General features: G+C 59.3%; 10 protein-coding genes. 7 read left to right on the top strand and 3 right to left on the bottom strand.

The window, feature by feature from the left end:
- Positions 1-10 precede the first annotated feature (10 nt).
- The 7 genes from N2A41_RS31960 to N2A41_RS31930 are packed head-to-tail and all read left to right on the top strand — an operon-like array spanning position 11 to position 9,580.
- Positions 11-1,981, top strand: coding sequence for an ArnT family glycosyltransferase (locus N2A41_RS31960; RefSeq protein ID WP_260112116.1), 1,971 nt, complete (start codon positions 11-13; stop codon positions 1,979-1,981).
- A complete protein-coding gene (locus tag N2A41_RS31955) occupies positions 1,978-2,937 on the top strand; it encodes a lysylphosphatidylglycerol synthase transmembrane domain-containing protein (protein WP_260112115.1) in 960 nt (319 codons plus the stop codon). Before N2A41_RS31960 ends, N2A41_RS31955 begins: the two co-directional genes overlap by 4 nt.
- Before the next feature lie 32 nt (positions 2,938-2,969).
- Positions 2,970-3,911, top strand: a complete 942-nt coding sequence (locus N2A41_RS31950) for an SDR family NAD(P)-dependent oxidoreductase (RefSeq protein WP_260112114.1) — start codon at positions 2,970-2,972, stop codon at positions 3,909-3,911.
- Complete coding sequence (locus tag N2A41_RS31945; protein WP_260112113.1) at positions 3,901-5,850, top strand: HAD-IIIA family hydrolase; 1,950 nt, start codon at positions 3,901-3,903, stop codon at positions 5,848-5,850. The genes N2A41_RS31950 and N2A41_RS31945 overlap by 11 nt, the downstream gene beginning before the upstream one ends.
- Entirely contained in the window at positions 5,847-6,827 is a 981-nt protein-coding gene (locus N2A41_RS31940; protein ID WP_260112112.1) for a GHMP family kinase ATP-binding protein, read from the top strand. Before N2A41_RS31945 ends, N2A41_RS31940 begins: the two co-directional genes overlap by 4 nt.
- Positions 6,828-6,836: 9 nt before the next feature.
- Positions 6,837-8,054, top strand: coding sequence for an NAD-dependent epimerase/dehydratase family protein (locus N2A41_RS31935; protein ID WP_260112111.1), 1,218 nt, complete (start codon positions 6,837-6,839; stop codon positions 8,052-8,054).
- Positions 8,051-9,580, top strand: coding sequence for an FAD-dependent oxidoreductase (locus N2A41_RS31930; protein WP_260112110.1), 1,530 nt, complete (start codon positions 8,051-8,053; stop codon positions 9,578-9,580). Before N2A41_RS31935 ends, N2A41_RS31930 begins: the two co-directional genes overlap by 4 nt.
- A gap of 107 nt (positions 9,581-9,687) precedes the next feature.
- Here N2A41_RS31930 and N2A41_RS31925 read toward each other — a convergent pair whose 3' ends face one another.
- From N2A41_RS31925 to N2A41_RS31915, 3 genes are read right to left on the bottom strand one after another with little or no spacing between them, the layout of a single operon-like run.
- Positions 9,688-11,142, bottom strand: a complete 1,455-nt coding sequence (locus N2A41_RS31925; RefSeq protein WP_260112109.1) for an NAD-dependent succinate-semialdehyde dehydrogenase — start codon at positions 11,140-11,142, stop codon at positions 9,688-9,690.
- Positions 11,143-11,152: 10 nt separating this feature from the next.
- Positions 11,153-12,232 (bottom strand): ABC transporter ATP-binding protein, encoded by a 1,080-nt coding sequence (locus N2A41_RS31920; protein ID WP_260112108.1) that lies wholly within the window; start codon positions 12,230-12,232, stop codon positions 11,153-11,155.
- Positions 12,229-13,029 carry an ABC transporter permease gene (locus N2A41_RS31915; RefSeq protein ID WP_260112107.1) on the bottom strand — a complete coding sequence of 267 codons (801 nt, stop codon included), beginning with the start codon at positions 13,027-13,029 and terminating at the stop codon, positions 12,229-12,231. Before N2A41_RS31915 ends, N2A41_RS31920 begins: the two co-directional genes overlap by 4 nt.

Here is a 13,029-nt window from a genome sequence, read left to right as displayed (position 1 = left end):
GGGAGCGCTGATGATCGTAGGCTGGTGCACGGTTTTTTTCATAATCTTATGGGGCCTGGTGATCGATCGGGGGATCGTCGTTTGGCTCAATCGAGGTTGCGATCGGCCCTTTCGAGACGGCATCGACTTTTTGCTCAGCGGCATTTTGCCGGCCTTGGCGATATCAGGCGGCGCGGCTACCATCCTTGGCGCATTTCATGGGCTGCGATGGGAAATCGTTCTTCCTATCGTGGCTGTCTCGATGATCTGGCGGCGGCGCGATCTTGTCGCCGTTCTTAACGACCTGCATTCGTTTTTTCGTAAAATCGCGGCCGAAACCAGGATCGGCAATCCGTTTCCGGTCCTCGCTGCACTCGTATGCATTGCCTATTTCTATGTGTGGAGCGTCCAAGCGCTATTTCCATCAGGCGTCGACGATGTGTGGGTTTTTCACATCCCGCTCGCAAACAGCATCATCGAGCACGCCGGCTTTGTGTCTCCGCAGATCGACCATCCCTTCTACGGCAATATTCCGCTCTTCTTCAATCTGCTGTTTGCGCTCGTCATGATGGTCAGCGGTCACTGGACCGGCGCGGCGACCATCAATATCGCAATTTTCTTCGGATTTCTGTTCCTGCTTTCAAGCTGCGCCAGTCGTTGGCGGGCATGCGGGTTTTTCCTGGTGGCAGCTCTGATCCTCAGCATCCCCTTCTTCAGGGGGAGTGTCGGCGAACCGATGACCGATCTGGCCCGGTCATGTTTCTCAGTCGCAGCCGTGCTTTTTCTGTGGCGCTATTTCGAAACTCGGCGGCCGGCGGAGCTTTTTCATTGTGCGCTCGTCTTGGGGGGAGCGGTCGGAGGAAAATATACGGAACTGCAAATGGTTGGCCTTATAGGGCTGGCATTGATGCCGACGCTACTCAAGGGAAGGGTATCACTGCGGCTCTTTCTGTCATGCCTTTGCGCATTTCTCGCTGTCGCGGGCTACTGGTATGCGAAAAACCTGATCGTTCTCGGCAATCCGATCTATCCCTTCCTGTTCGGCCATCCGGGCCTCACCGATGCTTGGATGGCGGATTACACGCTTGAATTGGGCCGGGCTTTCGATCCCGCCAACCGACATTTCGTGACGAACCTCACAACTCTGCAGGGTTGGCACGACTTCCTTTATGTTTTTTACGACTGGTTCCTCGCTCGCAAGCCGAACACTTTCGTCGCTCTTGCCTTGATACTCGCCGGTCTGGCAGTGGCTTTCCGGCGCATTGCATTTCTGGCCGCGATTGTCGCTGCCATGTTTGTGATTTGGTACACCGTCATGTTCAATCACATACGGTGGGCGACGCCAGCCTATCTGCTTTTCTTTTCGACCGGGTTTATCGGCGCCTCCCTGGTTCGCGAACGGCTGGATAAATGGCTCGACCGGCGAGTCCTGCCGCAGATAGCCCCACTTGCGAAAATCGTCTCTTCGCCAGCATGCATGGTCGCCAGCCCGGTTGTCGTCAGCTTGCTGGCCGGGGGCCTCTGGATTTCGCACTGGTATCGAGTGGGCGGCGGCGACATAGATCCCGTCAAGGCGAAAGAACTCGACGTAGTGCTCGGAATGATAAGCGTCGACGAATATATGGAGAGCCACCGCGAAGCTTATTTCATGTACCGCTATATCGCAGATCACGACCTGCGAACCGTTTTCCAACCTTTCCATAACTCCAACACATTATTGTCCACGGCTTACAACGATGGCCGCGATGGCGGTTGGCAATTGCCGCGCCACGTGCTGCCTGCACCGGGTTCGGATATCGACGCTTTCATAAAGTACAATCATATAGGCTACTTCATCGTCACCCCTGACGCTGGTAGCGCGTTCCTCGCCGAACGCCTTGGAGAAGATAAAGTGGTGATGGCCAACAGCGTCGTAGCGCACATGATGCCCCATTCCTCGCTGATATTGACAGATCGGTTCGGCTGGAAGCTCTACCGTTTTGAGGCGGATCGGACACCGTGACCACTGCGTCCCCCCCAGCGTTGCTTCGCATCGGCATACCGGTTCTGAAACTGACTGTTGCGCTTGGCCTCGTGATATGGATCGCGCGCAAGGTAGATTTTTCGGAAGGGTGGGCTGCGGTCCGGACCCTGTCGGCGGCGACCATTTCGCTCAGCATCTTTCTTCTGCTCTTGCAGGCCCTGCTTTCGGCGTGGCGATGGTGCCTTCTATCGGACATGATAGGGCAAAGGCTGAAGATGTCAGGCGCCTTGAAACTCTTCATGCAAAGCCTGTTTTACAATCAAGCTCTTCCAAGTCCCATTCCAGGCGATGCCGCTCGCATATTTGGCGCCGTCAAATATGGCCTGACGATCGGAGACGCCACGCTGGGCGTCGTGATGGACCGCATCCTTACTCTTTTCGGACTGGCGGTCGTTGCGCTGATCGGACTGATCATCCTGCGCACTGTTTACGGGCACGACTTTCCCATCCCCTATCTGACAGAGCTCACCGCGCTTGGCGTTGCGGGAACTGTCGCATCAGCCCTGGTGTTCAGCTGGCGCCGCCACTTATTCGTCCATTTCTTTCCGGCAAAGCTGCACGCGTTGACCGACGCGTTGCGGGTTTTGGTCACCCACCAAAGAATGGTCGGCGTCTTTCTATTGACCCTCGCCATTCACGGGTTGAGCGTCGTCTCGCTTGAGATCCTCGTTCTCGGCCTTGGTCTCCCGCTCGATTGGGGTCAGGCCGCAGCCGCTTTCCCGCCGGTGCTCTTGATCGCGATGGTTCCCATTTCCGTTGGAGGATGGGGCCTCCGGGAAGGCGGCATGATCATTTCACTTGCCGTGTTCGGCATAGGCACGACGGACGCGGCAACGCTATCGGTGATTTTCGGCCTGCTGCAGCTTGTGGTCGGCTTGGCCGGTGGTGTATTCGTCCTTTCGCGTCCTCATTCGGGAAAGATCAAAGCGCTCTAATGAGCCTTAACAGATCATATGGAGCCGCCGACATGCATGCCTTGGTAACAGGAGGGGCCGGATTTATCGGCAGCCATCTCTGCGATCGCCTTTTGGAAAAGGGCTATCGGGTCACCGCGATCGACAATCTTCATCTTGGCCGTATGCGGAACATAGATCACCTGATGGATCGATCGGATTTTCGCTTTCAGGAGCTGGATATGCTCGATCGGGAAGGCATGGATCAGCTCATTGCGGCGGACCGCCCCGACGCTGTTTTTCATCTTGCCGCCAATTCCGATATCGCCGCAGGCAATGCCAATGCGGAACTGGACTTGCAACTCAATCAGCTGACGACGACGACGCTGCTTGCCGTCATGCGCAAGCATAAGATCGACAGGCTCTTCTTCGCCAGCACTTCCGCCGTGTTCGGCGAAGCTGAAGGGAACATCGGCGAAAATCACGGCCCTTTGCGGCCGATTTCATTCTATGGCGCCAGCAAGCTTGCCGCCGAAGCCTATCTGTCCGTCTATGCGCTGTCATTCGGCATCAAGACACTCGTGCTGCGTTTTCCGAATGTCGTCGGGGAGCGCTCGACGCATGGAGCGATCTACGACTTCATCAACAGGTTGAAGGCTGATCCGACGAGACTCCAGGTGCTCGGCAACGGAATGCAGAAAAAGCCTTATCTCTATGTCGGCGACCTGGTGGATGCGATTCTCCTCGCATGGGACAGGGCACCCGGCGCCTATGAAGTATTTCATGCCAGCGGCATCGGCGAGACGTCCGTCCGCGATATCGCCGAGATCGTGGTCTCGAAGGTGGCGGCCGGAGCCGCCATCGAATACGGCAGCGAGGACCGCGGCTGGCTGGGCGATGTGCCGCGTTTCAGCTACGACATAAGCCGGCTCGTCGCGCTGGGCTGGTCCCCACGCCGAAAATCAACCGCGGCCGTTGAACTTGCCGTCGAGCGGATCCTGGCGAATGGGTTCTGAAGACGCTATTCGCCAGGCCGTCATTATTGCCGGAGGCCTTGGAACACGCGCGCGCAGCCTGACAGGCGATGTAATTCCGAAGGCCCTTTTGCCGCTCGGCGGTGTCCCGATCATTCTCAGGCAGATTCGTGTGCTGGCCCGCGAAGGTGTTCAACATGTGCGCGTGCTTGGTGGTCACCTTGGCAGCCAGCTGGAGCCTGCTCTTGGTCCGGAAGCTGAAAGGCTCGGCATTACGATCGAAGTCTTGGTCGAGACGTCTCCGCTCGGCACGGCAGGCTGCTTGACGACTTTGGATTCGACAGCCGACGACGTACTGATCGTCTACGGCGACATGCTTTTTGACATCGATCTGGCGGCACTGGCGCGTCATCGTCATCAATTTCCAGCCGCTCTGACCATCATCGCTCATCCCAACGATCATCCCCGCACATCCGATCTCGTTGTCCAGAAGAGCGGTTATCTCCAGCGCCTGTTGCCCCGCAAAACGCCCCGGGACGCGGATTGGCGCAATCTGGTGCCGGCCGGTTTGTACGTAGCCTCAGACCAATTTTTTGAGGCGCTGGTGCCGGGCCATACGGCCGACATGATTCACGACGTTATTCCCGATCTCCTCGAGCGTTCCATTCCGATCGCGATTTACGACACGCCGGAATACATCAAGGATACCGGCTCGCCGAACCGCCATGCTGCCGCGGAGGAGGACCTCCGGCAGGACCGGGTTCATGCGGTCCATCTGTCAGTGACAAGACCCGCGGTATTCTTCGATTGCGATGGCGTGCTCAACGAAGATGTCGGCGGCCATGGCGTTATACATCCCGACCAGGTGAAGCTGATCGGCCGAGCCGGCCAAGCGGTGCGGCGCGCCCGCGAGGCCGGCTTCCTCACAGTGGCCATAACCAACAGGCCGCAGGTCGCCAAAGGCCTGCTCGATGAATCCGGCCTGGATCATGTTCTTGGTCGCCTGGAGGCCGAGCTTGCCGAAGATGGCGGCGTCCTGGATCGTATCTATTTTTGTCCGCACCATCCGGACAAAGGATTTCCCAATGAGATCCCGGAACTCAAGATCAATTGTGCATGCCGCAAACCGGGCGATCTGATGATCCGCCAGGCAATGGCGGAATTGCCGGTCGAAAAATCGAAATCCGTCGTCATCGGAGACAGCCTGCGCGACATAGGTGCGGCCCGCAAGGCAGGCATCTGGGCCTATGGGGTCCGAACGGGTTATGGCCTGCGGGACGAAAAGAGCTATCCTGCCGCGGAAGCAGATATTCCGCGTGCCGATCTTGTCTTCGACACGGTCTATGACGCCGTTCGCTTTCAATGCGGCTATCAAGATATCGGGCAAGGGCTGTCCGGTGCCATTCATCAACGTCTTGCAAGTAAAGCAGGTCCGCTGCTCGTCGGCATCTGCGGCCGTTCCCGCTCCGGGAAAAGCACGTTTGCGCATGCGGTCGAGCGTATGCTCTCGGAATCAGGACGCCGGGTGCTGAGGCTGGAACTCGATCGCTGGATACTGCCGCTCGAATATCGCCGTCCTGATATGACTGCGGAAGAACGCAACAGGGTCGAACTCTATCCAGAGATCGTCAGCATGCTGCGCCGATCCGGACAGGTCGAGGCGCCCGGCTATGACGCGGCAAGCCGTGGTCAGCGCAAGGATACGACCACCTATGATGCGCGTGATGCCGAGGTCATTCTGCTGGACGGCATCTTTGCCGGACACAGGTCGATCCGCGAAGATGTCGATATGGCTGTGTTTGTCGAGGTGTCACAACAGGCACTGCTCAGCCGCTTTCACAATTTTTACGCCTGGAAAGGCCTCACGGCAGCAGCGACCGACGGGCTCTGGGCATCGCGAATTCAAGACGAGTGGCCGAAGATCGATCTGCAGCGCGCATCGGCCGATATCGTCATCAATCTTGAGGAGACAATCCTTTGATCGTTTCATCCGCACCTTTTCGGGTCAGCTTCGCCGGAGGCGGCTCTGATATAGCCTCCTACTACCGCCGTCAGGCGGGCGCGGTATTGTCCTGCGCGATCGCCAAGTACAGCTTCGTTATCGTGCATAGCTATTTCAACGAAAAGAAGTATCATCTAAAATACACACGCACAGAGCTCGTCGACACGCTTGAGGAGATCGCGCATCCGCTGCTGCGCGAGGCCCTGCGGATGCATCAGCTCGAGCCTGGCGTCGAAGTTGCTTCGGTCGCCGACATTCCTTCGGGAACCGGGTTGGGATCATCCAGTTCCTTTTCCGTGGCGCTGATCAATGCGCTCTACGCCCACAGGTCACGCTTTGCCTCCAAGGATCAGCTGGCGGAAGAAGCCTGCAAGCTCGAAATCGACATCCTGAAGGAGCCGATAGGCAAACAGGACCAGTATGCGGCCGCACATGGCGGATTGAACTTCATCGAATTCAATTCCAACGGCAGCGTGAACGTCCAGCCCGTCGTTCTCAGCTCCGAAAAGATGGCGGAACTCGAGAGCAACATCCTGTTGTTTTTCACAGGAAGCCAGCGCGATACGCGCTCGGTGCTGTCGACGCAGGTGCAAGCCATGGAGACCGACGAGGAAAAATTCCGGACCGTCGAGCGCATGGTCCAGTTGAGTTACGAAATGCGTGACATCCTGATGGCTGGAGATCTCGGTGCGTTCGGCGAAGCCCTGCATCGCGGATGGATGATGAAAAGATCGCTGACATCGAAGATTACCAACAGCGCGATCGACGAGTTTTACGAGGCAGCACGTGCTGCCGGCGCGATCGGTGGCAAGCTTGCGGGTGCAGGCGGAGGGGGCTTCCTCGTTCTCTATTGCCCTAGAGATCGTCAGGAAAAGGTGCGGCAAGCGCTGTCGCAGCTCAAGGAAATCGAGTTTCGTTTTGACTGGAGCGGCGCGCGCATCGCTTTTGCACAGTAGAGAGTGTGAATGGCACCACGTCTCATCATCACCGGATCGACCGGCTATATCGGTGCAAGACTTGTCGCGATGGCGCGTGAGCGCGGCTTCGACGTGGTTGAACTCGGCCGTCGGCCTGGCGCGAAATGGCGCATTGGCGATGAACCTGCCGCATCCGATCTGGTGGAAGCGGTTGGGCTCGTCCATCTCGCGCATTCCTGGGCTACTTCGCCGGAGGCGGCCGAAGAAGAAAACGTCAATATATCCGGCACCTTGAAGCTGGCGGAAGCGGCAAAGGCAGCCGGAGTGCCGCGCTTCGTTTTTGCCTCGTCCACCTCGTCCAGAAGAGAAGCGCTCAATGTCTACGGCCGGACCAAGTTCAGGATCGAAGAGCATTTGGCTGCCAGCAAGGCAGCGCCGATCGCCAGAATTGCGCGAATAGGGCTCGTTTATGGCGGCCCGCGCACAGCGATGTACGGCCTGATGGCGAAATTGGCGGCGCTCAGTCCAATCCTGCCGATGATAGGGCTCAGCCGAAAAGTTCAGCCCATTCATCTCGACGAAGTCGCCGCAGGCCTTTTGGCGCTGGCGATCGGAGAGAACCTGCCGCTGCAGACATTTGTACTTGCGCAAGAAAACCCAATAAGCTTTGCCGCCTGGCTCAGAATTCTCCGCCGTACCCAGGGTAAGGGCAACCTCCATTTCATACCGGTTCCCCTGACCGCCGCACTCCTCGCCTGCCGCATGACGAAGATTCTCCCCTTGATTCCCACGGTCGATCCGGAACGCGTCCTCGGGCTTGCAGGCGCCGCACCGATGGAGAGCAGCGAGAGCCTCAGGCTCCTGAAGTTGAACCTGTCCGACCCGGCGATTACGCTTGCCGGAGAATTCGGCCAGACACACGAGGAGCAATCGCGACGGGAGGCAGAGGCCCTGCTGCGATATCTAGACATCGCGCCCACCGAAATACCGCTGCAGCGACTCTGCGAAGGGCTGCGGCGTGAGGGATTATCGCCGCTCGGCCTCTCCCCGGCAATGATCAGGCATCCTGGTTTGCTGGCCCTCTTTGAACCGCCGGCCAATCGAACACGGCATCGCCTCGCGCAGGCCCTTTATTTGGCCGACCTTGCGAGCGAACCGGAAAGGGCCCCGGGCAAAAAGGCCGGATTTTTTGGAGCGATGCTGGCGATTTCCAGAGATGTCCTGCTCTTTCCGCTCCGCGCGCTTTTAGCGGGGAGATATCGATGAATGGGCTGGACGCCGACTTCATCATCATCGGCAGTGGACCTGCCGGCGTCTCCGCGGCATTTCCCCTAATCGCGGCCGGACGCCGCGTTCTGATGCTGGATGGCGGGGATGATGCCGGATCGCAGGAGGAAAGTCGCAGCGTCCGCGTCCTCGGAAGCAATCTGGAATCGCTGCGAACGGACGACGGAAGTTCGCCGAAATTGCAGACCCCTGCTGCACGAGGAATTCTCGAACCTTTTCGACACCAATCCGGCATAACCGGCAACGGTTTCATCCCAATCGGCAGCCTTGCCCGCGGCGGTCTCTCCAACATTTGGGGAGCGCAAATCAGCTATCTCGATGCCGAGGACATCGCGGCTTGGCCGATAGACATCGCCTCCTTGCAGAGATCCTACGAGCATATCGCCAAGCGCATCGGCATCAGCACGAATGCGGATTCTACGACAGACGCTGACAGTGAGCCCGTCCTGCCGCTTGGAGCGACAGCGGCCCATGTCCTCCATCGGCATCAGGCCGCAAAGCCGGCTGATGGATCGTTCCGGCTTTTTCCCGCCGTCAATGCCATACTTTCGGAGGCGAGGTCCGGGCGCGCAGCATGCGATCTGCGCGGTGACTGTCTCTATGGCTGCCCGACCGGCGCGATCTATAACAGCAGGCAGGATCTGCTTCTTTTGCGAAAGTCTCCACATTTTCGTTTGCTCGATAACATGCGGGCCGTCTCGTTGACACGCAGCTCGGGCTGGACGGTCAGAACGGCAGACGGATCGTCATTTTCCGCACCGAGGATCATTCTGGCCGCAGGAGTCCTTGGAACGGCCGCCCTGCTGTCGGACCTCCTGCCGATTGACGAGCAGGGACTGCGTCTTCTGAACAGTCCCACGCTGGCCATTCCCCTGCTCTCTCCCGCAAGGCTGTTGCGTTCGCCGACGGCGACCCACAGCCTTGCGCAGCTCGGATTATCTCTGCGCTACGGCGACGGCGCATCCGATTACGTGACGGGAGCGATCTATGAAGTTGGTACTCTGCCGGCGCAGAGCTTCATCAACAGGATGCCGCTCGGTCGAAAAGCCGGGCGCGCGGCGTTCGAACTTATCGGCAGCAGTCTCCTCGTCGCGACGATCTATTATCCCGGCAATCAAAGCTTCAGCTACATCCGTCGGGACGAAACGGCAGGCAAGGGTCTGACCGTCCGCGGCGGCTTCGCGGAAGGTTTCGACATCCGCGCCGAGGCCTTGAAAAAAACGCTCCGCCGGGAATGGAAACGGCTGGGTCTCATTCAGCTTCCGGGCGCGTCGCTGGCAGAGCCCGGCATCGACGCCCATTTTGCCGGCACCTTGCCTATGGGCGCGTCCGGCCCGTTCGGCACCTCTTCAGACGGCGAATTGAATCTCCATTCCGGTCTCCACATCGTCGACGGTTCGATCCTTCCGGATCTGTCTTCGAAATACGTCACGATGACGATCATGGCCAATGCCGACCGCATCGCCCATCGCCTCGCCGAAACGGAAGCGAACTCCGCACTTTAGTGTGTAAATTTCACCCCCGAGCTTTGAGGATTAACGGAACGCATCGGAAAACCGTTTGCCGATGCGTTCTCGTCTTTCTTTGCGGCAAACTGCAAACATCGACCAGTTCAGGCAATGCCGCCCAGGCATACATATTTGAGTTCGGTGTATTCATCCAATCCGTGCCTCGACCCTTCGCGGCCGAGACCCGACATTTTCACGCCGCCGAACGGAGCCTCGGCCGTGGAGACAAGACCGGTATTGACGCCGACCATCCCGTATTCGAGCGCTTCGGCCACGCGAAATACCTGCGACAGATCGCGAGCGTAAAAATACGAAGCAAGCCCGAACTCGGTGTCGTTTGCCTGTTCGATGACGTCCTCTTCGTCGCGGAAACGAAACAGCGGTGCAAGCGGCCCGAAGGTTTCCTCGCGGGCGACCTGCATGCCGACAGCGACATCGCGCAGGATCGTCGGCTCGAAGAAATGGCCGCCAAGCGCGTGGCGCTTGCCGCCTAAGACGATCCCGGCGCCCTTTGAAACGGCATCGCGGATATGGCTTTCGACCTTGGCGACGGCATTGTCGTCGATCAGCGGGCCAAGCACGACGTCGCGGTCGAGACCGTTGCCGACCTTCAAGGCCGAAACCGCCGCGGCGAGCTTGGCGGCAAATGCCTCATAGACGCCGTCCTGGACATAAAGCCGATTGGCGCAGACGCAGGTCTGGCCGTTGTTGCGGAACTTGGCGATGATGGCGCCTTCGACGGCAGCGTCGAGATCGGCGTCGTCGAACACGATGAAGGGTGCATTGCCGCCAAGTTCAAGACCGAGCTTTTTGATCGTCGGCGCGCATTGCCGGTAAAGCAGCTCGCCCGTCCGGGTAGAGCCGGTGAATGTCAGGACCCGAACGTCACGGCTTCCCGTCAGCGCCCCGCCAATTGCCGCTGCGTCGCCCGTGACGATGTTGAGAAGCCCCGGCGGCAGGCCGGCGCGCTCTGCGAGAATGGCGATGGCGATGGCAGAGAATGGCGTCTGCAGCGCCGGCTTGAGAACGACGGCACAGCCGGCGGCCAGCGCAGGGCCGATCTTGCGGGTGATCATCGCGTTCGGAAAGTTCCAGGGCGTGATCGCCGCCACCACGCCTGCCGGTTGGCGCAAGACGAGGATCCGCTTGTCGGCCTGATGCCCGGGGATGGTCTCGCCGTTGATGCGCCTCGCCTCTTCCGCGAACCATTCGATGAAGCTCGCACCATAGGTGATCTCCCCCTTGGCCTCGGCCAGCGGCTTTCCCTGCTCCAACGTCAGGATCATCGCTAAGTCGTCGCGGTTTTCGATCATCAGGCGGTGCCAAGCCTTCAGAACGGCGGCACGCTCCCCGGCGGTCTTCTTCGCCCAAAGCCTCTGGGCAATCACGGCAGCGCGGATGGCGTCCTCCGTTTCCGCCGCACCGAGGTCAGGGACCACCCCCAGCGGCTCGCCGGTGGCCGGATTGCGGACCGTCGCCGCCTTGCGGCCTTCCGCTTTGATCCAGCGATCGGCGATGGGGCATGCCTGGCGGAACAGCGAGGGATCATCGAGCTTCATATGACAACTTTCAACAGAATACGTGAGCGGCACCGGGATCGAAATTCAGATGGACTATATCGCCACGGCTGAGCCCCGCGATAGCCTCATGACCGAACGGCAGGCGAACCGCCAGCGCCTCACCCGTCGCCGTCTCGGTCGAGACGTGAATATTGTTGCCGAGGAAGGTAATGTCGCTGACCGTTGCGGCAAGACCCGCTCCCGCCGCCTGGGCGCGCGACAATCGAATGCGCTCAGGCCTCAGCATCAGGGCTGCCCTCGTCCCGGAGGTTCCTTTTCCATGCACCGGAATATGATTGAAGACGCTCCCGCCGCCAAGCGAAATGCTGGCCTGCCCATCGGAGGATGACAGCAGGTCGCATGAAATGAAGTCGCTGTCACCGATAAATTCGGCAACGAAGCGGGTCCGCGGATTGGCGTAGAGTTCCGGCCCCGTGCCGATCTGGTCGATGACGCCCTTGGAAAAGACGGCGATCCGGTCGGAGAGCCGCAGCGCCTCCTCCTGGTCGTGCGTGACATAGAGGATCGTCACTTCGGTCTGCTGATGGATCCGGCGTATCTCATGCTGGATTTCCTCGCGCAACTTCTTGTCGAGCGCCGACAGCGGCTCGTCCATCAGAAGCACCGGTGGATCATAGGCAAGGGCTCTGGCAAGGGCGACGCGCTGCTGCTGACCGCCGGACATTTGCGCAGGCTTGCGATCCTCGAAGCCTTCGAGCCGGACGAGGCGCAGCATCTCCTTCACCTTGCTGTCGACCTCGGCCTTGGACTTGCGCCTGACCTTCAGCGGGAATGCGATGTTTTCACCAACCGTGAGATGCGGAAACAGGGTGTAGCGCTGGAACACCATGCCGATGTTGCGCTTGTGCGATGGCGTCGCGAGCAGGGTGTTGCCCTCCAGCGTGATGTCGCCCTTCGTCGGCGTTTCAAAACCAGCCAGGATATAAAGCGTCGTGCTTTTCCCGGATCCGGACGGTCCGAGAAAGGTCAGAAACTCGCCGCGCCGAACGTCGAGATTGACGTCGTGGACGGCGACGACCGGGCCGTATTCCTTGCGTATTCCGCAGATCTGAAGGAATGGTTCTCTCATTGTTTCAGTACCTTACGTACGACGGCAACCAGCGCCATCAAGATGATCGTCAAAAGGATGAGAAGGGTCGACGCCGCGGCGACAACCGGCGTCAGGTCCTGCCGCAGCGTCGCCCATACCTTTACCGGCAGCGTCTGCAGGGTCGGGCTGGACATGAAGATCGCCACCACCACCTCATCCCAGGATGTCAGGAACGAAAAGACTGCCGCCGAAAACAGCCCATGGCTGATCGCCGGCAGGGTGACCCTGATCTTTGCTTCCAGAGGCGAGGCACCGCACAGAACCGCCGCGTCCTCGATCGACTTGTCGAAGCCCTCCAGCGCACTTGAGATCGAGAGGATCGAGAAGGGCAGCGCGAGAACGAGGTGCGAAATGACGAAGCCTGCCAACGTGCCGCCGAGGCCGATCCTCAGAAAGAAGGCATAAAGGGCGACCGCAAGAACCACGACGGGAAGGATCATCGGCGTCAGAAACAGCGCTTTCAGCGCATCGCGGAACAGGAACGAACCGCGCACCAGCCCGAAGGAAGTCACGAGCCCGAGGAGCACCGACAGGATCGTCACGATGACCGCAATCTTGAAGCTCGTCCAGGCCGATTCCAGCCAGCGCGGATCGGCAAAGAGCTGGCTGTACCACTGAAACGTCCAGCCGGGCGGCGGAAAGATCAGCCACTGCGAGGAGCCGAAGGAGAGCGCCGCGATAAAGACGATCGGCAGCAGCAGAAAGGCCGCAGTCAGAAGCGTGATCGCCAGCAGGATATATTTCCACCAGCCGAGCCGGTCGAAATTGAGCAACAT

The organism is Rhizobium sp. SRDI969, assembly GCF_025152725.1.
In the GTDB taxonomy this organism is placed as follows: domain Bacteria; phylum Pseudomonadota; class Alphaproteobacteria; order Rhizobiales; family Rhizobiaceae; genus Rhizobium; species Rhizobium leguminosarum_I.
Note: the sequence above shows the minus strand (reverse complement) of the source record. Positions and strands in the feature narration are given on the sequence as shown.